The sequence below is a fragment of the Campylobacter concisus genome (assembly GCF_050447445.1).
In the GTDB taxonomy this organism is placed as follows: domain Bacteria; phylum Campylobacterota; class Campylobacteria; order Campylobacterales; family Campylobacteraceae; genus Campylobacter_A; species Campylobacter_A concisus_BI.
The window spans coordinates 73,481-97,903 of record NZ_JALMFW010000001.1 but is presented as its reverse complement, the minus strand read 5'-3'; the positions used below and the strand labels follow the sequence as shown (position 1 = coordinate 97,903).

At 39.0% G+C, this 24,423-nt stretch carries 24 protein-coding genes and 1 tRNA gene; 6 read left to right on the top strand and 19 right to left on the bottom strand.

Annotated features, from left to right (window positions below; genetic code table 11):
• Nucleotides 1-115: 115 nt before the first annotated feature.
• From MTT30_RS00475 to MTT30_RS00430, 10 genes are all read right to left on the bottom strand, one after another.
• A tRNA-Ser gene (locus MTT30_RS00475) sits at nucleotides 116-206 on the bottom strand.
• A gap of 143 nt (nucleotides 207-349) precedes the next feature.
• Nucleotides 350-592, bottom strand: a complete 243-nt coding sequence (locus MTT30_RS00470; protein WP_149724622.1) for a helix-hairpin-helix domain-containing protein — start codon at nucleotides 590-592, stop codon at nucleotides 350-352.
• Between the two features lie 101 nt (nucleotides 593-693).
• Nucleotides 694-1,374 carry an orotidine-5'-phosphate decarboxylase gene (gene pyrF, locus MTT30_RS00465; RefSeq protein WP_429800613.1) on the bottom strand — a complete coding sequence of 227 codons (681 nt, stop codon included), beginning with the start codon at nucleotides 1,372-1,374 and terminating at the stop codon, nucleotides 694-696.
• Nucleotides 1,371-1,766 carry a transcription antitermination factor NusB gene (gene nusB, locus MTT30_RS00460; protein ID WP_087585156.1) on the bottom strand — a complete coding sequence of 132 codons (396 nt, stop codon included), beginning with the start codon at nucleotides 1,764-1,766 and terminating at the stop codon, nucleotides 1,371-1,373. Before nusB ends, pyrF begins: the two co-directional genes overlap by 4 nt.
• 1 nt (nucleotide 1,767) lies before the next feature.
• Nucleotides 1,768-2,238 carry a 6,7-dimethyl-8-ribityllumazine synthase gene (gene ribH, locus MTT30_RS00455; RefSeq protein ID WP_429800612.1) on the bottom strand — a complete coding sequence of 157 codons (471 nt, stop codon included), beginning with the start codon at nucleotides 2,236-2,238 and terminating at the stop codon, nucleotides 1,768-1,770.
• A 53-nt stretch (nucleotides 2,239-2,291) separates the two neighbouring features.
• On the bottom strand, nucleotides 2,292-4,724 hold the full coding sequence (locus tag MTT30_RS00450; protein WP_429800611.1) for a TonB-dependent hemoglobin/transferrin/lactoferrin family receptor: 2,433 nt from the start codon (nucleotides 4,722-4,724) through the stop codon (nucleotides 2,292-2,294).
• Nucleotides 4,725-4,962: 238 nt separating this feature from the next.
• The gene (locus MTT30_RS00445; protein ID WP_429800610.1) at nucleotides 4,963-5,286 is read right to left on the bottom strand and encodes a DMT family transporter; all 324 of its coding nucleotides are present in this window, start codon (nucleotides 5,284-5,286) and stop codon (nucleotides 4,963-4,965) included.
• On the bottom strand, nucleotides 5,283-5,612 hold the full coding sequence (locus MTT30_RS00440; protein WP_429800609.1) for a DMT family transporter: 330 nt from the start codon (nucleotides 5,610-5,612) through the stop codon (nucleotides 5,283-5,285). Before MTT30_RS00440 ends, MTT30_RS00445 begins: the two co-directional genes overlap by 4 nt.
• The gene (gene kdsA / locus MTT30_RS00435; protein WP_429800608.1) at nucleotides 5,602-6,408 is read right to left on the bottom strand and encodes a 3-deoxy-8-phosphooctulonate synthase; all 807 of its coding nucleotides are present in this window, start codon (nucleotides 6,406-6,408) and stop codon (nucleotides 5,602-5,604) included. The genes MTT30_RS00440 and kdsA overlap by 11 nt, the downstream gene beginning before the upstream one ends.
• A 10-nt stretch (nucleotides 6,409-6,418) precedes the next feature.
• A complete protein-coding gene (locus MTT30_RS00430; protein WP_429800607.1) occupies nucleotides 6,419-7,309 on the bottom strand; it encodes a DMT family transporter in 891 nt (296 codons plus the stop codon).
• A gap of 152 nt (nucleotides 7,310-7,461) precedes the next feature.
• Here MTT30_RS00430 and der point away from each other — a divergent pair, with 152 nt between their 5' ends.
• The 6 genes from der (at nucleotide 7,462) to MTT30_RS00400 (ending at nucleotide 14,958) form a co-directional block, all read left to right on the top strand.
• Nucleotides 7,462-8,850 carry a ribosome biogenesis GTPase Der gene (gene der / locus MTT30_RS00425; RefSeq protein ID WP_429800606.1) on the top strand — a complete coding sequence of 463 codons (1,389 nt, stop codon included), beginning with the start codon at nucleotides 7,462-7,464 and terminating at the stop codon, nucleotides 8,848-8,850.
• Nucleotides 8,831-9,352: a shikimate kinase gene (locus tag MTT30_RS00420; RefSeq protein WP_054196151.1), complete on the top strand. Its 522-nt coding sequence runs from the start codon at nucleotides 8,831-8,833 to the stop codon at nucleotides 9,350-9,352. The genes der and MTT30_RS00420 overlap by 20 nt, the downstream gene beginning before the upstream one ends.
• Before the next feature lie 564 nt (nucleotides 9,353-9,916).
• Nucleotides 9,917-10,879, top strand: coding sequence for a tryptophan--tRNA ligase (gene trpS, locus MTT30_RS00415; RefSeq protein WP_429800605.1), 963 nt, complete (start codon nucleotides 9,917-9,919; stop codon nucleotides 10,877-10,879).
• Nucleotides 10,880-10,891: 12 nt separating this feature from the next.
• Nucleotides 10,892-11,332 carry a copper resistance protein CopD gene (locus MTT30_RS00410; protein ID WP_429800604.1) on the top strand — a complete coding sequence of 147 codons (441 nt, stop codon included), beginning with the start codon at nucleotides 10,892-10,894 and terminating at the stop codon, nucleotides 11,330-11,332.
• A gap of 9 nt (nucleotides 11,333-11,341) precedes the next feature.
• Nucleotides 11,342-12,586 carry a serine--tRNA ligase gene (gene serS, locus MTT30_RS00405; protein ID WP_429800603.1) on the top strand — a complete coding sequence of 415 codons (1,245 nt, stop codon included), beginning with the start codon at nucleotides 11,342-11,344 and terminating at the stop codon, nucleotides 12,584-12,586.
• Nucleotides 12,586-14,958 carry a tetratricopeptide repeat protein gene (locus MTT30_RS00400; protein ID WP_429800602.1) on the top strand — a complete coding sequence of 791 codons (2,373 nt, stop codon included), beginning with the start codon at nucleotides 12,586-12,588 and terminating at the stop codon, nucleotides 14,956-14,958. Before serS ends, MTT30_RS00400 begins: the two co-directional genes overlap by 1 nt.
• 44 nt (nucleotides 14,959-15,002) lie before the next feature.
• Here the strand turns inward: MTT30_RS00400 and MTT30_RS00395 are convergent, their stop codons facing one another.
• Genes MTT30_RS00395 through MTT30_RS00355 form a run of 9 tightly spaced genes read right to left on the bottom strand, consistent with a single transcriptional unit; the run spans nucleotide 15,003 to nucleotide 24,369 of the window.
• Nucleotides 15,003-16,250 carry a DUF2920 family protein gene (locus tag MTT30_RS00395; protein ID WP_429800601.1) on the bottom strand — a complete coding sequence of 416 codons (1,248 nt, stop codon included), beginning with the start codon at nucleotides 16,248-16,250 and terminating at the stop codon, nucleotides 15,003-15,005.
• 29 nt (nucleotides 16,251-16,279) lie between these two features.
• The gene (locus tag MTT30_RS00390) at nucleotides 16,280-16,855 is read right to left on the bottom strand and encodes a hypothetical protein (protein WP_429800600.1); all 576 of its coding nucleotides are present in this window, start codon (nucleotides 16,853-16,855) and stop codon (nucleotides 16,280-16,282) included.
• Nucleotides 16,856-16,863: 8 nt separating this feature from the next.
• Entirely contained in the window at nucleotides 16,864-17,358 is a 495-nt protein-coding gene (locus tag MTT30_RS00385; protein WP_021090806.1) for a TlpA family protein disulfide reductase, read from the bottom strand.
• Nucleotides 17,348-18,037, bottom strand: a complete 690-nt coding sequence (locus MTT30_RS00380; protein WP_054196145.1) for an ABC transporter ATP-binding protein — start codon at nucleotides 18,035-18,037, stop codon at nucleotides 17,348-17,350. The genes MTT30_RS00385 and MTT30_RS00380 overlap by 11 nt, the downstream gene beginning before the upstream one ends.
• Before the next feature lies 1 nt (nucleotide 18,038).
• Nucleotides 18,039-19,181 (bottom strand): ABC transporter permease, encoded by a 1,143-nt coding sequence (locus MTT30_RS00375; RefSeq protein ID WP_429800599.1) that lies wholly within the window; start codon nucleotides 19,179-19,181, stop codon nucleotides 18,039-18,041.
• Nucleotides 19,168-20,460, bottom strand: coding sequence for an ABC transporter permease (locus MTT30_RS00370; RefSeq protein ID WP_429800598.1), 1,293 nt, complete (start codon nucleotides 20,458-20,460; stop codon nucleotides 19,168-19,170). The genes MTT30_RS00375 and MTT30_RS00370 overlap by 14 nt, the downstream gene beginning before the upstream one ends.
• Complete coding sequence (locus MTT30_RS00365; protein WP_429800597.1) at nucleotides 20,457-21,836, bottom strand: Fe-S-containing protein; 1,380 nt, start codon at nucleotides 21,834-21,836, stop codon at nucleotides 20,457-20,459. Before MTT30_RS00365 ends, MTT30_RS00370 begins: the two co-directional genes overlap by 4 nt.
• 50 nt (nucleotides 21,837-21,886) lie before the next feature.
• Nucleotides 21,887-22,408 carry an iron transporter gene (locus MTT30_RS00360; protein ID WP_084041674.1) on the bottom strand — a complete coding sequence of 174 codons (522 nt, stop codon included), beginning with the start codon at nucleotides 22,406-22,408 and terminating at the stop codon, nucleotides 21,887-21,889.
• Between the two features lie 20 nt (nucleotides 22,409-22,428).
• Complete coding sequence (locus MTT30_RS00355; RefSeq protein ID WP_149717299.1) at nucleotides 22,429-24,369, bottom strand: FTR1 family iron permease; 1,941 nt, start codon at nucleotides 24,367-24,369, stop codon at nucleotides 22,429-22,431.
• Nucleotides 24,370-24,423 lie beyond the last annotated feature (54 nt).

The window sequence follows — 24,423 nt, the reverse complement described above, 5'->3', positions numbered from 1 at the left end:
GTTAAGTTTTACTAGGTAAGCAATTTTCTAACGCGGAAATAATTTAATTTTATATAAAGATATTCAAAAAATAATATGAAATAATAATAAAAAATTTATGATTATTTATAAGCAGTGGCGGACAGAGAGGGATTTGAACCCTCGAGCCCCGATTAAGAGCTGCACCCTTAGCAGGGGTGTGGTTTCAGCCGCTCACCCATCTGTCCATAAAAAAGAAATCGCATTATAATTGAATGCTGCTGATATCTTGCTTAAATTTGCATTTTCGCGCCTGCCACTCTCCCATAGAAAAATAGCCGTGCAAAACTACTCAAATTTAAACGACTCGCCACAAGTCAAATTTGTAAATTTAATCCTTCCAAAGCCACCATTTTAGTTTTGCTTTGTCTGGGTGCGGCGTATTTGCATAGTAGCAAACCATACGGTAAACATAGAGGATACACCTATCACTGCCACGTCCGAGCGCCTTTGTGCGCTCAAACATCTCGTCTGGATCCGCGCCCTTTAATGAAGCAATGTCTGTGTAGCCGAGCGCCAGCAGATCGGCCTGCGTCGCTTCGCCGACATAGGGGATTTTCTTAAAATCACTCAAATTTAGCTCTCCACTTCGCTTTGATGTCGTCTTCACGCAACATTTTGTAAAAATTTTAACATAGAAGCTCTGATTAAAACAACTTTAGACAAACTCAAATATTAAATTTGCTCCAAAATTCGTTCACAAATTTCTCTTGGATTTGCATTTTCATAAATCGGCCTGCCAACAACTATAAAGTCACTATCCTCTTGTTTTGAACTTACTAAATTTGCTACTCTTTTTTGATCTCCAGCGCTCTCGCCAAAAGGCCTAACGCCAGGGCAAAGAGTGATAAATTTCTCATTTGTTACATCTTTGATGAGTTTGCTTTCAAAAACAGAACAGACCATTCCATCAAGTCCTGATTTAAAGCTCATCTGGCTAAATTTTCTAACTGAGCGAGCAAGCGTATCGTTATAAACCATTTCAAATTCACTCTCGTTAAAGCTAGTCAGTGCCGATACTGCGAGCACCAAAGGACGGTTCCCAAGACCAGCTAGCCTATCCATAACTGTCTTCATCGCGTGCTCACCAGCGCTAGCATGCACATTTATCATATCTACGCCGATTTTTGAGACTACTTCAGCAGCATCTGCCATCGTATTTGGTATGTCATAAAGTTTTAGATCGAGGAAAATTTTAAAACCTTCAATCCCTTTTAGCTCTTCTATAAATTTTGCCCCATCCCTAAGGTAGCTTCTAAGCCCTACTTTTAGCCAAAGATCAAGCCCTTTTAGCTCTCTAGCAAGAGCCAAATTCTCTTCACGGCTAGCCATATCAAGTGCAACACAGAGCCTCACAGATCGTCCTTTAGCTTATCAAGTACGCCATTTATAAATTTTGGCGCCTGATCACTTCCAAGTTCTTTCGCAAGCTCGATCGCTTCGTTTATGATGACAGCCTTATCAGTTTGGCTAAATTTCATCTCATAAAGCCCAAGTCTAAGAATGGCAAGCTCAGTCGCACCAACTTTGCTAAAATCGCCGTCTTTTAGATATGGCTTTAAAATTTCATCTAGTTTTTCTTTGTTTGCGAGCACCTCTTTAAAAGTCTGCTGCGCCTCATGTTTACGCTCGTTTCTTATCTTTTTCTCTTCTAGAAATTCCTCTTCAAATGCAGCGGTTACCGGATTTATCTCATTTGAGTAGAGCAGCGAAACGACGGCCTGCCTAACCTGATGACGAGTCGCCATTTCACGCCTCCAAATTTTTATATAAGTTTAGCATCTCTATCACGCCCGTCATCGCTTCAAAGCCCTTGTTTCCGGCCTTTGAGCCAGCTCGCTCGATGGCTTGCTCGATGTTATCTACCGTTAGCACGCCAAATGTCACCGGTTTGCCGTATTTTAGCGTGACGTTTGCGATGCCCTTGGTAGTCTCGGCGCTAACATAGTCAAAGTGAGGCGTAGAGCCGCGGATCACCGCTCCCACGCAGCAAACGGCGTCAAATTTACCGCTGGCTAGCGCCTTTTCTAGCGCCATCGGTATCTCAAACGCACCCGGCACCAAAATGAGGCTCAAATTCGCCTCGTCGCCGCCGTGACGCAAAAACGCGTCCCTCGCGCCCTCGACCAGCCTATCGGTGATGATGTGGTTAAACCTCGCGCCCACTATGGCGACCTTCTCGCCACCTTTTAGAGCCAAATTTCCTTCGATTATTTTCATTAATTTCTCCTTAGATTTTTGCCTAGTTTATCAAAATCTTATTTAAACTAAAGCTAATATCTAATCTCAAAAGAAACGCTAAAATTTCTACCAGGAGCAGTATATCGCTCAAGTCCGGTACCATCAAATTTAACATAGCTTTGGTTACCGTTATATCTAAGCTGTCTTAAATTTTCCCAAGTGGAATACTCTTTGTTAAAAATATTAAACACGCCTGCATTGATGCTGAAATTTTTACTGATCTTATAACCCATAGTTAAGTCAAAGACAAAATAGCTTTTACTTAGGAATTTATGTGCTTCTGGCTGAGTTGTACCAGTCACTTTACCTGTATCTCTATCAACGATTATCTGAGAAAAATTTGGTGGTATTTTTGAAACCGCATCTTTTGCTTTTTTAGCTACTACAAATTTGCTAGTTAATAAGAGATCAAATTTATTATCACTATACCCAAGTCCAGCTATTGCAGTAAACGGCTGAATAGCCATAAGTGAAGTCCCGTCATTTTTTTTGCCCCGCGCATAAGTCGCCTTTAAGCTTGCATATAAATTTTTATTTAAATTTAGCGCATCACCATTTACACGCGAATTTAGTTCCAAACCTTTGACGGTTGCCCTACCAACATTTACATGCTTAAAGTCGAGACTTTTTTTACTGTATTTTTTTACAAGCTCCCATGTATCAAAATCAAGTTCTTCTATCTCATCAATACCAACATCATAATCAGTATCAATAAAATCTCTATATTTAGAATAAAAAGCACTAAGAGCAAATGCATAACTCTGACCTGATGACAATAAACTTACCTCATGATTAAAGGCTTTTTCTGGTTTTAACTCTAAATTTCTAACATATCTTGTACTATCCCTAGGCGTATCAAAATACATCTCCTCGACTCTTGGTGCACGAAAACCAGTACTAAACGCATAGTTAATGCTCACATTGTTATTTATATTATATTCAGCTCCTGCATTGTAAGTAATAGCTTTAAATTTGCTATTTTTAAGATATGGCGTAGTCAACATTTTATATCCTGCACCAGAGGCAATATTTGCTTGCTCTGGTTTATAGACATATCTATCAAGCCTAACTCCATAGTTTAGACTTAAGGCTTCATTTAAACTCATATCGTCACCCAAAAAAACATATTCAAGAGTGCTTTTTACTGGCTGAGCAAAGGTTACGTCCGTTGCTTTAACCGGCTTAAAAGGATTTGCTGGATCTACGATAAAACCGCTAGCGCTCCATTTTGTATTAAAACTTTGTCTAAGTTGTAAATTTCTATTTTTAAAGGTAGAGATGTGTCTGCCAAGACCAAAACTCAATATGTGAGAAAATTTACCTGCATTAATGTCGCCACTCATGCCGCTTATATCGAACTGTTTTTTGTCTTGAAAAAATTCATAGCTATCTTTTTGATCAAAACTTGAGTTGTATTGCATATCGTTTGGATAGTTTGCATGATATCTTGTGAAATTTGACCTCTGCTGCACTCTTTGCTTATAAAAGCTTATCTTTAAATTACTTAGTAAAGCATCATGGTCTGGCACAAACTCATAGTAAATTCCATATCTTTTGTAAGGGATGCTATCTCTTGTTTGCTTTCTATTAAGTGTTGCGGTGCTATTACTCTTCTCTTCGGTAAAATAGTTTTGCCTAAAGTCTTCATAGGATGTATTTAAAAAATGTGAGTCAAACCTATAGCCAAATTTCATCAAATTTGAGTGCGTGCGAAATCTCACATCATCAGGCAAAATTCTACCAAAAGAGCAAAGTTCTGGGTACTTTTCTGCTAAATATGAACCCTCCACACTGGTTCCCATTCCACAAAATGGCACATCATCTAACTTGCCGCTGTAAAAATTCTTTGTCTGTTTACCACGCTTATACGTATGCTGAAACAGTGCTTCGATACCGCCTGCTTTTACGCCTGCACCTGCAACTTGCCTAAATTCACTATTTTTTGATGCATATGCGCTTTTGCTATAAAAACCAACATTTTGTCCATCCCTTACAAAGTCATCAACATTTTTTGTCTGCATACTAACGCTACCACCGATCGCACCGCTACCTTTGTTTAATGAATTTGCACCTTTTACAAATTCTACACTGCTTATGTTTTCAAGCTCGGTGCTGTTTCGGTTGCCATTTAATATCCCTAAAATATTGTAAGAGCGGGGCATAAAACTCTCAACGGCTTCCATTCCGTCTATTTTTAAAGAAACCCTATCGCTATCTACACCTCGTATGGCATACCCATTATTTCCGCTTCTACCGCCTTCTGTAACAGTTACGCCAGTTTCGTTTCGCACAAGATCTCGCTCGGAGAAAATTTGACCCTTTTTTAACTCGCTTTTGCTAAGCTCTGTCTTTTTCGTTGAAATACCACTTGCACTTACTACAACACCTTCTAATAGCACGTCTTGGGATGAAAAGACAAAGCTGGACGCCACACCAGAGATAAACAAAATTCTACAAATTTGCACAATGTCTCCTTAAATTTGAAAAATAACTTGAAAGTGTAGTGTTATTTATATAAATTTATTTTGAATTTAAAAATCAATATTTCAAAAAACAATATTTAGTATGAAAACTTTTAAAAATTGGTTTTGATATTATTTTTTTTAGAATATATTAAGTAAATAAATTTTGAAGTTATATATTTTAAAAATCTGTCTTTATCTTGCCAAATTAACTTAATATTTATGCTTCTAAATTTAGCACTTAAGCGATCTTTAACATCGCCGCGCTAATGATGATGAGCGATAAAAAGAGGGCTTTTTCTAAATTTACCTTTTCGTTGTTAAATACCACGCCAACCAGCACCGCCCCAACAGCTCCGATGCCCGTCCAGATCGCGTACGCTACCGACATCGGCATCGCCTGCATCGCGTAGCTCAAAAGCCAAAGCGAAATGGCGAAATTTGCGACCAAAATCAAAAAATTCGCCACCTTTTTCACGCCGAAGCTTTTTTGAAATTTGGTTAGAAAAAACACGCCCGAGACCTCGCAGAACCCGGCCGTCAAAAGAGCCAAAACATGCGTCAAGATTTTAGCCTTTTTAATCCCAGCACGCCCGCGATCAGTGTCACTATGAAAAATAGCCGCAACAAATCCGGTGTCTGGCCGCTTGCGCGAAATTCGCTCACGATCTCGGCGATCACGACGAAAAACGCCCCAAGCCCCACAAACACGGTGTATGTAATACTAATGGGCAAATATTTCATCGCCATGATAAAGGACGTGAAGCTAACGCAAACTAGCATCGCAGTGAGTGCGATCTCTGGCGCGCTTGATGCGTGCTTTAGCCCATACGCCCAGCCGCACTCGGCGACCGCGCCGCCTAATACCCACAAAAAGCCTTTAGTTTGCATCGCCTAGGGCGTCTTTTATCTTAAAAATTTGAGCGATATTTGCGTCTAGTTCGTCCAAATTTAGCATATTCGGCCCGTCGCAAAGCGCCTCGCAAGGATTTACGTGCGTCTCATAAAAAAATCCATCCACGCCCGCAGCTGCCGCGGCTCGCGCTAGGTACGGCACAAATTTCGCATCTCCGCCGCTTTTCTCGCCAAGGGCTGATGGCATCTGCACGCTGTGAGTAGCGTCGAAAATCACGGGCGCAAATTCTCTCATCAGCACCAAATTTCGCATATCTACGACTAAATTTCCGTAGCCAAAGGTACTACCTCGCTCGGTTAGCCACACACCGTTTTGTTTGGCGACCTCGTATCCATCGCCCTTTACGCCGCGCGTTTCTAGCACTTTTTTAACAGAGTGCTTCATCGCAGAGGCTGCCAAAAACTGCCCTTTTTTGATATTTACCACGGCTTTTGTCTTAGCCGCAGCGACAAGTAGATCGGTCTGGCGACACAAAAACGCAGGTATTTGCAGTACGTCCGCCACCTCGCCCACGGGCCCAGCCTGATAGCTCTCGTGGATATCGGTCAAAATTTTAAAACCGAATTCCTTTTTTACCTTGGCTAAAATTTCGCATCCTTTTTCAAGTCCGGGTCCGCGAAACGAGCTTATACTCGTGCGATTTGCCTTGTCAAAGCTTGATTTGAAATAAAAATCTATCCGCTTATCTTCGTTAAATTTAACCAGCCTTTTTGCCACGTCAAAAACGAGCTGTTCGCTCTCGATGACGCAAGGCCCTGCTATTAGTATCATTTTTTCTCCTTTATTTTTCTCTCACAACTAAAATTCCACTCACTACAACAAGCACGATGCCCATAAGTGCTAGGTGATTTGGCAACGCATCGCCCATAAAATAGCCAATTATCAGCGTAAAGATGACGTCCGCGTAGCTAACCGCAGCGATCACGCCCGCCTTTTTACCAACCGCAAATGCCTTTGTCATAAAAGCCTGAAAATAGTAACCACTAAGTCCCATTAACAAAATAAAAACAATGTTATTCCAACTTGGCATACTAAATTTTGAAAACAAAAAATCAAGTGGCTCGTAAGTAAAAATTTCTGCCAAACCCATACAAATAAGCGGTAAAAACGAACCCCAAAGCATGAAGCTTAACACAATAATATTTGTGCCGTAACTTTTGTTTAGCTCCTTTACACTTGTGTATGCGATCGCCGCACCAAGGCCACTCCAAACACCGATAATATCAGTCTTGCTTATGCCTAAATTTGGCTGGATGACAAGCAAAATTCCACCAAATCCCAAAAATACAGCAAACCAGCCAAGTGAGCTTAGACGCTCTTTGAAAATAAAAGCTGCGAGGATGGCTGTAAAGATTGGATTTGTCTTTTGAAATGTAAAAGCTGTGGCCAAATTTACATGAGCGACATTGTAAAAAAAAGCAAAAAGTGCGACCGTGCCCACAAAACCACGAAACATCAGTAAGAAAAAATGTCCGCCGGCTTGCTTAAATGGAAATCTATAAATGGCATAAATGACGATAAAAAGACCTATTAAATTTCTAAAAAATACAACTTCGATAGATGGCATATCCTTGCTAAGATACTTTGCAAATGCGCCAGTAACAGCAAACATAAAGCAAGCAAAGAGCATATAAAAAATGCCAAGATGCGAAATATAAAACCTTTTTAACATCACAAGACCTTTAAATTTAAAGTAGCCATTTTAATGAAAAGTGGCTTAAATTTTGGTTGATTTTTTCTTTTATTTTGGCGCTTTTAAGCAAATTTTTATACTTTATATAAGTCAAAAATTTGTATAATCAGCCATCACGAAAAGGACAAAATTTGCAAAAAGTAATATTAGTAGGCAAGCCAAATGTCGGCAAAAGCTCACTTTTTAACCGCTTAGCTGGTCGTCGTATCGCTATAACAAGCGATGTTAGCGGCACGACAAGAGATACGAACAAAGCTAAGATCGAGGTTGAGGGTAAAGAGTGCATATTAATCGACAGTGGCGGCCTTGATGATAGTAGCGAGCTTTTTAAAAATGTAAAAGCAAAGACCTTGGCAGAGGCTAGAAATTCAGACGTCATCTTATACATGGTCGATGGCAAAATGATGCCAGATGACGAGGATAGAGCCATTTTTTACGAGCTTAGCAAGCTAAATTTACCAATCGCTCTAGTCATCAATAAAATAGACAGCAAAAAAGATGAGCAAAGGGAGTGGGAATTTGTAAGCTTTGGCGCGAAAAATTCCTTTGGAATTTCTGTAAGCCACAACACAGGCATAGATGAGCTTAGCATGTGGTTAGCAAAGCACTTAGAAAACAAAGTGCAGATAAAGGCCGATACGAGCGAAGATTTTGATAATTTTTTAGAAAACTATAACGACGAGGGCGAGCTAAGCGACGAGATAGACTACGAGAACAAAAACATCAGAGTTGGCATCATAGGCCGCGTAAATGTCGGCAAAAGCTCACTTCTGAACGCACTTGTAAAAGAGAGTCGCGCCGTTGTTAGCGACGTGGCAGGCACTACGATCGACCCAGTAAATGAAATTTATGAGCATGATGGCAGGGTTTTTGAATTTGTCGATACTGCTGGTATTAGAAAGCGTGGCAAGATCGAGGGCATCGAGAGATACGCGCTAAATAGAACTGAGAAAATTTTAGAAGAGACAGACGTTGCACTACTTGTACTTGATAGCTCTGAGCCACTAACCGAGCTTGATGAGCGTATCGCTGGTATCGCCTCTAAATTTGAGCTCGGCGTCATCATCGTGCTAAACAAATGGGATAAAAACAGCGAAGAATTTGACGAGCTTTGCAAAGAGATAAAAGATAGGTTTAAATTTCTCTCATACGCACCGATCATTAGCGTTTCGGCACTTGGTGGCAAAAGAGTGCATAAAATTTACCCACTCATAGTTGAAATTTATAAAAACTACACCCAAAAAATCCAAACTTCAAAGCTAAACGAAGTGATCGGCGAAGCGACCAAGGCACACCCACTGCCACGAGATAAAGGCAGAGTTGTGAAAATTTACTACGCAGTGCAGTTTAAGACTGCACCCATCATGATAGCGCTTATCATGAACCGCCCAAAATGCCTGCACTTTAGCTACAAACGCTACCTAACAAACAAGCTTAGAGAGAGTTTTAATCTAACTGGCGTGCCTATCGTGCTAATCCCTAAGAAACGTGGAGAGAGCGATGAAAACAAAGAACAATAATATCGTTTTGATAGGATTTATGGGCGTTGGCAAGGGCACGACTGCAAGGGCGTTAAGCAAGGCGCTAAAGACGATGAACCTTGACTGCGACGACCTACTGGAGAGCTCACAAAACATGAAGATAAAGGCTATCTTTGAAGAGTACGGAGAGGAGCATTTTAGGCAGCTTGAAAAGGATCTGGCTAAATTTCTAGCAACAAATGTCAAAAATGCAATCATCTCAACTGGCGGAGGCTTTGCGAAGGTTAAAAATTTAAAGAAAATTGGCACCGTGATCTATCTAAAAGCAAGCTTTGATGCGATCATGCAAAGGCTAAAAAATAGCAAAAATAGCGAGAAAAAGCTCGCCAAACGTCCACTTTTAAGCGATCTAAAAAGAGCTGAGGCGTTACATCTGGAGCGAGAGGAGCTTTATGAGAAAAAGGCTGATTACATCGTCGAAGTCGAGGGTAAAACTCCAAAGCAGATCGTAAAAGAGATAAGGATGCTTTTAAAAATTTAGTTGTAAAGTAGCGTGATTGCTGCTTGCAACGATAAATTTTTAAGATCAGGCTAGATGGCTATCTGGCGTGGTGTTAAAATTTGAAATGTTTGAGCTAAATTTAACGTTTTGTAGTTAGAAATTTTAGCGAAGTATCGTAAGATGATTTTTTTGCTTCACTTTGTTCGCAACGCTAAAGCGACGAGAGTTGTGTGATAAAAATTTTAAGATTAAGCTAGACTAAAAAGTCTAACCTGATGTTAAATTTTAAACGTTTTGGCAAAGATTTTTTATTTAGGCGAGGCAAAATTTTGTTTTTAAGCGAAGGCTAGACACATGGTCTGCTAGTTAAATTTTAAGATTAGATTAGATACAAAAACTCTAATGTAACGTTAAAATTTAAAAAGTATTTTTAGCGAAGTATCGTGAGATGATTTTTTGCTTCTCTTTGTTCGCAACGCTAAAGCGACGAGAGTTGTGTAGAAATTTTAAGCCGAGGCTAGACACATAGTCTGCCGAAAGCTTAAAATTTTAAATCTCTATCAAAAGCGCTCACGAGAAAAAGCCAAAATTTGAAAGGATAAGATGAGAGTATTAACCGGCCTCCAACCCTCCGGCAAACTACACCTTGGCAACTATTTTGCCTCGATAAAGCAGATGGTTGATATGCAAGAGCAAAATGAGATGTTTATGTTTATAGCAAACTACCACGCGATGACAAGCCTTAGCGAGGCCAAAGCCCTAAAGCAAAACACTTTTGAGGCTGCGTGTGCGTTTTTGGCACTTGGGTTCGATCCAAATAAAAGTATATTTTGGGTGCAAAGTGACGTTAAAGACGTTCTTGAGCTTTACTGGGTGCTAAGTCAGCACACGCCTATGGGGCTTCTTGAGCGCGCACATAGTTACAAAGACAAAGTCGCAAAAGGCCTTAGTTCGCACCACGGACTCTTTAGCTATCCAGTTTTGATGGCAGCTGACATTTTGCTTTATAATGCGCAGGTCGTGCCTGTAGGCAAGGATCAGATCCAGCACGTAGAAATCGCACGTGATATAGCTATTAAATTTAACAACGAGCATGGAGAAATTTTTACATTGCCTGAGGCCAAGATCGATGAAAATGTCGCCACCGTGCCTGGTACAAACGGCGAAAAGATGAGCAAAAGCTATGGCAATACAATCGACATCTTTGCCGATGCTAAAACGCTTAAAAAGCAAATTTCTAGCATCGTGACAGATGGCACGCCACTTGAAGAGCCAAAGCAGTGGCAAAACTGCAACGTCTATAATATCGCCAAACTTTTCTTAGACGAGAGTGGACAAAAAGAGCTTCAAGCTAGATATGAGCGTGGTGGCGAGGGTCATGGGCACTTTAAAGCTTATCTAAATGAGCTTATTTGGGACTATTTTAAAGATGCGAGAGAGAAATTTGAGCATTATCAAAATAATCCTGGCGAAGTATCTGAAATTTTAGAAATAGGAGCCAAAAAGGCAAGTAATGTTGCTCAAACAACAATAAAAAAAGTTCGTGAAGCAGTCGGAATTTATTAATAAAGGAAAAATATGCAAAATTTATATCCATACGCACAGATAGTTCATCTTTTTTGTGCAATCATCTTTGTTGGTTACCTCTTTTTTGATGTAATCATTTTTAAGGCAGCTTATAAAAAAATGCCACCTGAGCTTGCTCAAAAGGCAAAACAAGCTATCGGTTCAGTTGCTATTAAGATAATGCCACTTTGTATCTTGCTTTTGGTATTAACTGGAGGCATGATGATGAGTAACTGGGTCGGATCAAAGGCTGGTGGCTACTTTGAGACAAATTTACAAATCATTTTTATGATCAAATTTTTCTTAGCAATGCTAATCGTAGCTGCGGTTATAACAAATTTAAGCTGCAAATTTATATTTAAACGTCCTAGCCCACTTGGCAACATTCACCCATTTGCGCTAACAGCGGCAGTTTTTATCGTACTTTTTGCAAAAGTTATGTTTATGGTTTAAGGATGCGGAATGATTAATTTAAAACTACTCGAGACAAATTACGATGAATTTGTAAAAAAACTTGAGGGCAAAAATGTAAAAGCTGGGCTACTTGACGAGCTTTTACAAACTTTTAACGAGCTAAAACAAAAGCGCAAAGCACTTGAAAATTTCCAAGCGATCCAAAACTCAAAGAGTAAAGAGCTTGGCATAAAGGCAAGGGCTGGCGAAGATGTAAGCGAGCTAAAAAATGAGCTAAATTTAAACAAAGCTGCCCTTGCTGACGCTGATGAGATCGTTAAACAATATGAAGAAAAGCTTGAGCAAATTTCATTTAACGTGCCAAATATCACCGACGATGACGTGCCATTTGGTAAGGACGAGGACGATAATGTCTGCATAAAAACGGTGCTTGAGCCAACTAAATTTAGCTTTACACCAAAAGAGCACTGGGAGCTAGGTGAGAGCCTTGGTTGGCTTGACTTTGAAAGGGGCGCAAAGCTCTCAGGATCTCGCTTTACCGTGCTTCGTGGCATGGGAGCAAGGCTAAGTAGAGCGCTTGTTAATTACATGATCGACTTTAATAGCTCACGTGGCTTCGAGCTTGTAAATGTCCCTTATCTAGTAAGTTCAAATACACTTTTTGGTACTGGTCAGCTGCCTAAATTTGAAGAAGATCTTTACAAAGTGCGCGACGAGGACCTTTATCTCATCCCGACTAGCGAAGTACCTGTGACAAATTTATACAATGACACGATCATTGAAGCTGAGCAGTTACCTATAAAGATGACTTGCTACTCAGCATGCTTCCGCCAAGAGGCAGGCTCAGCAGGACGTGACACTAGAGGTATGATCCGCCAGCACCAGTTTGAAAAGGTCGAGCTGGTAAGCATCACAAAGCCTGATCAAAGCGAAGACGTGCTAAATGAAATGGTAGCGTGCGCAAGTAATCTACTAACTAGCCTTGGGCTTCCTCACCGCCATATGCTTCTTTGCAGTGGCGACCTTGGCTTTAGCGCGGCAAAGACGATAGACCTTGAGGTTTGGTTGCCTGGTCAAGGTAAATATAGAGAGATTAGCTCTATTTCCAACACTCGTGATTTTCAAGCAAGGCGTGCAAAAATTCGCTTTAAAGATGGCAAGAAAAATATGCTTGTAAATACACTAAATGGCTCAAGTCTAGCTGTGGGCAGGACTCTTATTGCTATCATGGAAAACTATCAAAAAGCAGATGGCACTATCGAAATTCCAGAAGTTCTTAAGAGGTATATGTAGTGGCTGAAGAAGAGGTTGTAGTTTTAAAACCACCTGGCGAGCAAGCAGAGCAGGAAGCACCTGAAGAGGCAAAAACCGAAGCGCCTGAAGAGATCGTCTCACTTGAGAGTATCGCAAGTGAGGGTGTGCTGCAAGACGAGAGCATCCCGGAGCCAATCCCTGTAAAAAAGAGCAATAAAAAGCTCTTTATAATAGCAGGCGTGGTCGCTCTAGTGCTTATTATCTTGATAGTGGTTTTGCTAGTTATCTTGCTAAAGAAAGACAAAAAAGAGAACATAGATGCTGCAAGTATCGTAAAAAATATAGAAAACAACTACCAAACGCAAAATTTTGGCGCTTCAAAGATCGATGAAATGATAAATAAAGCCAATCAGCTTTATGAGCGTGGCAATAAATTTGAGGCGTTAAAAATTTATGAAAACGTAGCTGTTTATAACCAGTCTCTCTCAAACTACAACCTCGGTGTTTCGCAGATGAAACAAGAAAGATGTGATGAGGCGATCATATCTTTTAATAAAGCAATAACTGATAGAGAAAACACGGCGGTTAGTGCGATAAACGCTGCTATTTGCTCACTTGAGCTAAATAACACTAAAAATTTTAACTACTATATAGGACTTGCTGATTCATTTTTGCAGTATGAAAACAACTCGCCACTTTATAGCTATTACTACGCGCTTATAAACTATTATAAAGGCAACTATTACGAGGCGCTTCAAGCACTTTCTCATCCAAATACCGCAGATTATAAAAATGAATATGCGTATTTAAGTGCAAAAATTTTATCACTTCTTGGAGATGATGAGAGAGCAATAGCCAAACTTGAGAGCCAAAAGGCGTTTAAGGCCGACTTCACGCTAGCACAGCTCTATGCAAGACTTGGCAAATACGACAAGGCAAGGGATTATTTAACAAAAGCTTCTAAGAATACGCCAAATATCGATCTTATCAAGATGACTGAGGCACTAATTGATCTAAAAACTGCTGACTACGGCGACGCGGCTGCATTTATCAAAGATGTTTACGACTACAACGCTTCTTTGCCAAGCAAAATTTACAAGATAAAAACGATACTAAAGCCTGATCTTTTTGATGTCAGCCTAGCTCAGGCATACTTTAGCGATGATATGTTTTTTGATAGAACAAGGCGCTATGAGACGCTTTTTTACTTCGCACCTTACAAGGTCTTTGATGCAAAACAGAGTATTGAGCAGATAAGAAAAGGCGGTGTTAGCGTCTTTTTAGACGATACATCAGCAGCAAATGACTATCTTAGCCAAAGTGCAGCTGCTTCAAAAGTAAATGCAAAACTTAGCGAAGCTATCGCAAAAGCACTAAGCTACCGCTTAAAAGAAGCGAATAAAGAGTTTGAAGAGCTAGCTAGCACTTATCCAAATCACTCTATCTTACAATACAACCTCGCCCTAAGTTACGCTCAGCTTGGAAATTTTAGCCTTGCTGCAAAGCACTTCATAGCAAGCTACCACCAGGATGTAAATAACCATCTTGCAGGTATTTTTGGGGCGATTTGTCTAGATATAAATAGAAATTTAAACCCAAAACTCATTGAAGAGATAGGCGAAAATTTAGAAAACGATAAGAGTTTAAAGCCTGTAAATTTATATGCCTCGCTTCTAAGCCTTGTTAGCGGCAACCAAAGTGCGATGATAAGGTGGCTTGAAGAGCCAAAAGAGCAGACAATGCTAAATTTAGCCTTTGATATCATCATCGCAAAAGTAACAAACAATGATGAGCTAATGGCAAAGAAAGCTGATGAACTACTAAAAATTTTGCCAAATGATATTATTGCAAATATCTTAAATTTCATCTCGAAAAACAAAGAGCAAAATGTCAAAGAGTATGCAAAAGCGATACAAATTCACTTTAATGGCAAGCAGCTTGATTCAAACGCTTTCTATCACGGTGCTGATATCATCAAAAAACAATACATCAAGCTACTTCAAATTTCGGGCTTACTTACAAGAGAGCGTGATAAATTAAGAGCTGAGCTAAAAAATACTCCAAAGAATATAAATTTAATCCAAACTCTGGCCTATGTCGATATCTTTACAAACGATTTTGAAGAAAGTTATAAACTTTACAATCAGGCAATCGATGAGTTTAAAGTAAATGACGCTAGCACATTATTTTTAGCATCTGTGGCTGCAACAGGAGCTGGAAAAGTATCAAACGCGATCGCACTTTTAGAGCTAACAAAACTAAATGATGCTAATGCTATCGAAAATAGAATAGCTCTTGGCCTAATGTATCAGCAGATAGATAATATAAAAGCAGCTCTTATACAATACAGCAAAATAGGAAATGTTGAGTATGAAAGCGAATTTTACGACTTTGAGATAGATAATGACTGATAAAAACCAGGTCTTTATGCGCCTAGTTTTAACTATTTTAAATACTAAGCAATATCTAAAATTTCAAGATTTATTTGATCTAAGACTTCACTAAATTTATAGATCGTATCGCCGCATTTATACTCAATACTCTTGCTGCTCTTCTTGTTTTTTTGAGATAAAATTTTCTCCATCATACTGGGAAGCTCTTTTTGTAAAAGTAGTTTATAAGACATCCCCATTCCATGCGTTAGAGACTTTATAAATTTGCCATCAACCTCACTCTCATCTTTTATCATATGTAGTGTTGCGTCAAATTTAAGTTTCTTAAGAGCCTCGTAAAGCTCGGTTTTATCCTTTGCTGGAGCTATTTCTTTATCGCAAATACAGTGATAGCTCACGTAAATTGGCTTTTCATAGCCGCTTTGAACATTTAAATGATCTAAATTTAGGATGTTTCTTATTTTCTTTCTTGCGTCACTAAAATAATACGGTGAACTTTTATTAAGAGTCCAATAAGTTTTATCACAGAAGTAAAGATTTAAATTTTTATATAAAACTCTAGTGCCACAGCCAGCAAATCTAGTAAAGTCAATCTCTTTACCAAAACCAATAAGTCGCCACAAAAATATAGCATAAGAGCTATTATCTATCACGGCATCAACTAGCCATGGAGCAATCTTAGCACACATGTGTGCCAAATATCCACCATGTGAGCTACCTACCATTATGACTGGTAGATACTCAAACCTACCATTATTTATATATTTTTTTGTATAAAGTAGAGCATTTAGCACGTCTAGTGCTTGCATAAGACCAAAATTTTGATATTCGTTTTTTATTGGCATCATAGTTATGCTAATATCTAAGCTAAAATCACATGGCAAGACTCCACTCTCTTTTTGCATAGTGATCTCTTCGCTAAGGCTTTTAAGCAAAACACAAGTTTTATCATAATTATTAACTATTTTTAAATCAATAGGTAATGTTATACCAATCTTTGCTAGCTCCCTTATTAATATTGATCGATCTATATCATCAAGTCCAAATTTCGCCCCAAGCTGTGGGCGGTTGCCTATGCAGTGATAATCCACGCTAATGCATGCAACATCATAAGTCTCTGCCATAGTCCGAATAAGATTAGCTCTATATCCAAGGTCAGAGTCTTCTCCAAGCCCAGGGATAATTACCAAAAGAGCTTTTGCATCCTTGGCATTGTCATAACAGGAATAAAAGGAGAGAGGAGAGCTTCTTTTTATACCAAGTTCAATATCATCACAAGATAAAATTTCATAGCTTTCATCAACTAGCATTTAAATCCTTTTAAATTTACTAATTTCTCCTATTTTTGCGAGACATTATAAAAAAAGCTAACGATCTGTTTTGCTAGGCGTTCTTTAAAAAACGGCCAAATGTAGCTTGGCGAATAGACATTGCCAGCTTGCATAAGTGAGATATTTGTCGCCTTTTCGCCACCATTTTTTGGACGCACTAGCACGCTTACTTGCATATGATAAGTATAGCTATTCGTACTAAAATCATCATCGTAATAGCCAAATGGGAAAAACATCGAGTAGCCAAAACCAAAGCTTGGTCTACCAAAGCCATATCCCATGCCCATTGAAAATCTAGGATCTCTTTTTATTATCCTAGAAAAGCTTTGCACATCACCAAGGATGATGAAATCGGCGTTTTTGATATTTGGCTCGTTTCTAAAGCCAGCCTTTGCAAACTCGCTTAAAATTTCAGCATTTACATCTTGTCCAGTCGCACTATTTTTAAAATTTACATAGACGCTTTTATTTGTTTCATTAAGCGTAAAAAATATAGGCTCGCTCGTTTTGACCGAGATGTTTGGAGTGCTACTAGCACATCCAACAAAAAATACCGCTAAGACAAATAAAAAGAAATTTTTCATATTCACTCCTACAAGAGCGATCTTATAGCACTTTCAAGTACGCTTTTTGGTGTAAGACCGATAAATTTTGATCGCATCTTACCATCTTTATCAAAAAAATAGATAACTGGCACGCCCATGACGCCACCAACTGCCTTGCTAAAGTAATCAACTGAAACCTTGTCGCTCGTAGTTTTAAAGGTGATGTTGTGCTCTTTTAAAAGCTCAATATCTTTATCAAAGCCTTTACTAGGTCCTAAAACACCAATGAATTGAACCTCTTTACCATACTCTTTTTCAAGCGTATTTAGATCAGGTATAGCGGCCTTGCACACTCCGCAGTCAGTGCCAAAGAAAAATAGCATATATGGCTTATCGCCTATCTTTAGCCTCTTTTCTGTTGGAAAAAACTGCGTATCAATGCCACTTGAGTCATTTAGCGTAATGTGATGCTTCTCATACTGCTTGACGCAGCCCATAACTAGGGCTGAAACTAGACATAAAAATAAAATTTTATATCTCATTTGGTACCTTTGGGTTTTCAATAGTGCGAATTTTCTCTAATTTGCCATGTCTTAGATAGACAATCTTATCACCATACTCGCCAAGATCAGGGTTGTGAGTTACTAGAAGAATAGTTTTTCCATCTTTCCTTAGCTTGCAAAATAGATCAAGTATAACTCTTTCATTTGCTTCATCAAGGTTACCAGTTGGCTCATCTGCTATTAAAATTTCAGGATCGTTTATGAGCGAGCGTGCGATACAAAGGCGTTGTTGCTCACCACCACTTAGCTGACTTGGTCTGTGTGTTAGTCTGTGAGAAAGACCAACTGCCTCAAGTGCCTTTTTAGCGTCCTCTTCATCAACTGAGCTGTGATAGTACTGAGCGATCATCACATTTTCAAGTGCGCTAAGATATGGCACTAAGTGAAACTGCTGAAAAATAAGACCGATCTTTTCACGTCTAAATTTAAGCGTATCATCGGCATTTAGATTGCTCGCGTCATCCCCACCGAGCATATAAGTACCACTGCTTGGAGTATCCATTAGAGAAAGGATATTTACAAGCGTACTCTTACCACTACCACTTGGTCCCATTACGCTGACCCACTCACCTTTTTTAACCTCAAAATTTATATCATCAAGTGCTTTAACATCGCCAAAAATTTTACAAATATTTTTTAATTCTAGTGCATTTTGCATATCATTCTCCTCTTAATGTATCTGCCATTTTATTATTAAGTGCCCGTTTGATCGGATAAAATGCTGCGATCGCTGCAAATAAAAGCGATATTATCACAGCTACTGGGATGCTTAAAATTCTAAAATCAATACTAGAATCAAATATCGCATAACCTAAAATTTGAGCTAGTAAATATCCTAAAAATGCACCAACTAATGCTGAGATGAGTGCTGTCACAAATGTCTCAAAGCCAAATAGCTTTAGTACATCTTTTTTGCTTGCACCTATGGCTCTTAGAAGTGCGATCTCCTTTGAGCGAGAGAGCAAGATAGCACTAAGCGTTGTGTTTACGCACATTGAAGTAATGAGCAAAATAACAAGGCTAACAAGTGCCATTAATAGCTTGATCTTTTCCAAGATATAGCCCTCAGACTTTGAGACCTTTGCCACTGGTTTTGCAGCTATTTCTTCATTGCTTATAGTCTTTGCAAGCGATGTTATCTCATCAAAGTTACCAAGCACAACAGCTTCAGCATAGTTTATTTTGCCAGCTTTATTTGAAATTTTTTGGGCCAAAGATAGTGACGTGATCAAAAGAGCATCCTCTTTGTCACCACTTGCAACTACGCCTTTTATCTTTACATTTATGCTCTCATTTGAGCCAATGGCACGAATTTCTATATCATCGCCTGCTTTAAAGCCAGCCTGACGAGCTAGATCGACGCCTATTAGCACGTTTTTATCGTCAAAATCGACATTTATCATCCCTCCATCTCTAACATCTAAAAATGGTTTAACTTTTTTTAGATTGCTAAATTTTGTTCCCATGACGATAGCGTTTGTTGGACCGATATTTGCCTGAGCAAAGAGATAACCGCTCTCACCAAGAAGCTTGTCTTTTGGCACTTTAGCGATCATTTCATTGTAAGTTTTTTCACTCATATCATCACTTGTCGCCATATCTTTTGGAGCAAAGATCATATTTGCACCATAAGTTTTTAGCTCGCGTGAGACCTTTGAGTCGATGTCAAGATAGACATTTACAAATGCCGCGCACACGCATGCTCCAAGCAAGATAGAGATCACGATGACCATTACTCTTGATGAGCCATTTTTTAAACTTTTATAAATTGTATTGTAAAAGAATTTGCTATTTGCGGTCATATAGCACCTCCGCAGGTAGTAAATTTATGACGTTTCTCATTGGCATTAGCGAGCCAACGACTGAGATAAGTAGGGCAAATGCCACGCTAATTGGTAGCACGATCCAAGCTATGCCTATACCGTGTGAGAAGATAATGTAAGACATCACGTAGCTTAGCGCGTATCCTAAAAATGCTCCAGTGATACCTGCAAAAAAGGCAACCACAAGGCTCTCGCTCGCAAAAAGGGCGTAAATTTCAAAGTTACTTGCGCCTATGGCTTTTAAAAGGCCGATCTCTTTTTTACGGCGGTAAATTTCACTTGTCATTAGCGATGTTATGCCAATGGCTGAAACCACAAGAGCGATAATGCTAACAATGCCCATTAGGCTTTGGATTTTCTTTACGATATTACTCTCTGCATCGCTTACTTGAAGGCTAGCTTTTGCGCTAACGTTTGGTAAATTTTCTTCTATCTGAAATGCGATCGAGCCTGCGTAAGCCGAGCAATACCATTTGTCGTACTCTGCACTATCAAGGTTGTCTAAATTTCTTCTTGCCTTTAACGATAGGTCATTTTCTGGGATCGTCATAGCTGAGACTTCAGCCTTTGTGTATGAGTTTGAATGTCCTGAAAGATCTCCAGCAAGCTTTAGTGAGCCAACTAGCTTATGCGTCTCGTCACTAGCTCCTTTTAAAATTCCAACTATTTTAACCTCTCTTGTGCCATTTTTGCCCACAAGGCTAAGCTTGTCGCCAACTTTTAAATTTTTAGCCTTTGCAAGCTCATCTCCCACTAAAATTTCATCCATACTTTCATCTTTTGGCCAAACACCCTCAACGCCCCAAAATCCATACAAGCTCTTAACGCCTGTGTTAAATTCTGGCTCGTCTTTTAAGCCGATATTTTTGTCAAAATATGTTCCCTCAAAGCTAAATTCATTACCTTTTTCATCTTTGACCTTTGTCTCTAGAAACGGCGCAAAAGCAACGATATTATTTCTCCAAAAGATCTCTTTTATCTTATAAAGATCAGCCTCTGGGAGTAAATTTTGCGACTTAAGCGGAGTAAAATTTTTACCCTCGATCTCAATGCTTAAGCTCTCACCTCGTGGCAAAACAACGATATTTGAGCCATATCCTCTAAGCTCGGTTGCTACTTGATCGCCGATTTTTAGCGTGATATTTAGCATGCAAGCTATCAAAAGAGCAGCTAGCAAGATAGTGATAAAGGCCATCGTCTTTTGCACCTTTGAGCCCGTGATCGAGCTTTTTATCATTCTTAGTTGCATATTTTTCATTTTAACGTTCCATTTGTTTCTACATATTTTTCTGGATTTGCTTCAAATTTCGCCTGAGTTTCGTTATTTTCAAAGAAATATGTGCGTCCATAATATAAATATGATCTTGACTCAAGGTTGCTCACCTTTTTGCGACTAACTGGGTCAAGCACCATTTTTTCGACAACCTTACTAAAGAAATTTGCTCCATCTGTAATAGTTTTATAATCAACTATGATATTTTTGCCATCGAAGATAAATGGCATTGGTATCGGATTGCAACCACCTTCTTTGCCAACTGATGGCAAGAAAATTCTAACATTACAAGAGATACAAATAAGGTCATTTCCTCTTTTTATATAGCCCATATCGCCGCAAATCATACAAGAGTCAAAGACGATAACAGGCGATACACGGTCACTAAAGCGGTTTAATAAGAAGAATCTTATCTGTTTGCCCTCGTCTGTTATATAAGCAAATCTGTGAAGTTCATTATCTTTTAGCATATCAACATCAAATATAAATTTATCTCCCACTGGCTCAACCAAGACTGGCTCTGAAATTTCAGGTGGACGAGATGCGTAAAGATCATAATAGAGCGAAAATCCAAGTGCTATCAAAATACTACAAAATGCAAATTTTGCATTATCAGAAACATTTTCTCTAATGGCTTTTGTAAAGCGGTATTTGATAGAACCAAATTTATTTTTATCAATACTTTTTGGCATAAAGAAAAGCGCGGTGATGCATAAAAGTAAGATCACAAAGATATAAAAATAAGTACCAAATTCTGATACGTAAATACCTTTTGCACTGGCAGATAAAATCTGAGAGTTTAACTCACTACTTATCTTTAAAGCCCCAGCACGCAAAAGCTCAAGTGCTGTCTGAGAGCTCCTATCGATTAGTAAGAAAACTAAAGTGATAATAGCTAAAATTTTAGCTATTAATGGAGAAATGCTAGATTTTAAATTCGAAATAAAAAAGAATAAAAATACGAGCAAAATCATTGCAAATATCATTAGAAAGAAGCTAATGACCGAAAGCGTATCTAGTAGCTCACCACCAAATAGTGGAAATAATACACTGCTTGAACTATAACCAAAGCCAAAGCCGATGCCTAAAACAAAAAACGTTACAATTTTTGCTATCTTAAGCTCAAGAAATATCCATAAAACGCTAATTAGTAGAAAAACTAGCGTCACTGAATCGATGAAAATTTTAAACTGATCATCTATAAGTGCGTGACGAACGACTTTAAAAATAAATACGCCAGCTACGACTCCAAAAAGTGACGGTAAAAAGAGTGTTTTTAAACTTTTATCCTTGTTATTTAAGGCAGCAAAAAGCGTAAATCCAAGGAGGGCTAAAAAGACCTGATAGAAATAAATTGACATAACTAAATCCTGTGAGAATTTTTTAAAAGGGGCGAGAACGCCCCTGGTGATTATTTAACAGGACCACCTGTCCATTGAAATTTATAAGTTGTTGTGAAAGGCTCAAACCATTTACCAACACCGCTCTCTTTGTCAGCGTGACGGCCAAAACCTTGTTTTTCTGGATTATCAATGTGGAATTTAAGCTCATAGTTGCCTACGCCTGTATCCATTTTTACGTTAGCACCATAGTGTGGGCCATCGCTTGCAACCATTGGCATAAAGGTACCTTTTTTAACTTTGCCGTTATCAAGGTTTTTTAGCTCGTAGTTAATCTTTAGGTATGGGATCCACTCACCTTCGCCAAAGCCGTTTTTATTACCAGCAATAGCGTGTATGTCAGCTTCTAGGTGAAAATCAGCTAGGCTTGGAGCTAGGTCAATACCCTTTGGTTCCATGTCGATTGGTTGCAAATAAACTGCAGCTATCTCCATACCATTAGCCTCTACAGGCTCGCCGATTGGGTGCTCACCAGCAAGTGCAAAACCAGCTGCTAGGCTAAGTGCTAGAGCTGAACTAAGAATTTTATTCATATTCTCTCCTTTAAATAAGATTAATTTTTATTTTGTTTTGATTTCATGATAACGATGCCTATAACTAGGGCAAGCACCATAATGATTTGAGGTACTAAGCTCTCATAATATGGCTGAAGTCCTAGCCAGTCTCTCATCCAGTCAGGGAAGCTAAGTCCTTTTATGATAGTTGGGATGAAAATTTTGCCCTCAACTAGTTCGCCAACACCCTTGCCAACAAAGACGATCGACATGTAAAAGATGATCGCTGACGTAAATATAAAAAATGGTTTAATAGGAATTTTAACAGCAAAAATTTTAAATAAGAAATAGACTATTAAAAGAACGATAAGACCTACGACAAAGCCAGCTGCAATCATTGAGTAGCCAGCTGAGTCTTTTGCGTCAAAGATAAGTGCCTGATAAAATAGCACTGTCTCAGCGCCCTCTCTAAATACGGCTAAAAATACAGTCCACCAAAGCGCTGTGCTTGAGCCACTTGAGATAGACTCAGATACGTGAGATTTGATGTAGTCGTTCCATTTTTTAGCACCAGCATTTGAAAGAAGCCAGAAGCCAACATAAAATAGAAGTCCCACTGCAACAAGCATCGTGATGCCTTCCATAAGCTCTCTTTTTTGACCTGCTGCCTCGCCAAAGATGACGTTCATGATCCACGCCATAACAAAGCTTAAGATGACAGCCACGCCAACTGAGCTATATACGACCTTACCCATAGCTTTTGCATTGCCAGTTTTTACAAGGTATGCAACGACGGCTGCAACGATGATAAGAGCCTCAAAGCCCTCTCTTAAGATGATAGTTAGTGCCCAGATAAATAGCGTCCAAGGTGAGCTTGAACCGCTAGTTTTTTCAAGTGCGGCTGCTAGCTGAGATGACATCTTGCTTGCGCTTTCTTGAAGAGTTTTTTCGTCTACACCTGATTTCATAAGGGCTACAAGATTGCCAAATGTAGCTTCAATAGCTGTTTTTAAATTTACATCTATTGCGCCTACTTTATTCTCCATACCGCTACCTTCAAACTCATCAAAGTAGATGTCTTGGATATCGCCCATAGCTTTTTTTACATCACCATTTTTATAAAGTGTGATAGCAACTTGAATTTTGTCGTTTATGTTTTGAACGACTTTGGTATAATCTGCACCACTATCTTCTTCAGAAGCTGCTTCTACATCACTCATATCAACTTTTGCTAGTTTTGCAGTATCAGCTGGGAGTTTTGAGACAGCGTCATAAGCTAGCTTTTTGATCTCTTCTAGCTTTACTTTAAAGTCATCTTTTGTTATGCCATTTGTGATGCCGCTTATTGCTTCACCCATCTTTCTTTGGATGTCAGCATCTATGCTTTTACCATTTTCTATATGCTGACGAATAGCGATTTCAAGTTGAGTATTTCTGTAATCTGTAAATTTAGCATCTTGAATAGCACTTTTGGCGTCATCTTGCTTATCGCTCTCATAGCTTGCTATTGCTTTATCTAGATCGGCTGATAAATTTGCAAATGCCACCTTCCACTCAGGGATAAATTTAGAAGTATCATAATCAGTTGTAGCAGCTTGAGCTGGGCTGTCTGAATACTCACCAACTAGTCTATGTCCTTTTAAGATAACTGGTAGAACTTCAGCGATCTCGCTATTTATCTGATCTATTCTTTTTTGCACATCATCTGGCGCTTCGCCTGCTTTTATCGCCTTTCTGATCTCGCCAAACTGCTTCTCCATAGAGTAAGCTTTTTTCTGACCTAAATTTATTCTGATGCCAGCTTCAACATCTTCAAACAAGCCAAAATAAGCATTTTGAGTATCACTGACCGCTTGTTCAACATTGCCCGCTCTATACTCTGTTATTACTTTTTGTAGCGACTCTTTTATCTGAGCTGCGACCTGCTCATAGTCGTCATTTTTTGCCATAAGCCAAATAGGCAACAACATAATTAGCATAAATTTTAAGAATTTATTCATTAAATAAACCACCTGTGAGATTTTTTGAAGTGAATATTATCAAGGCTTTACTTT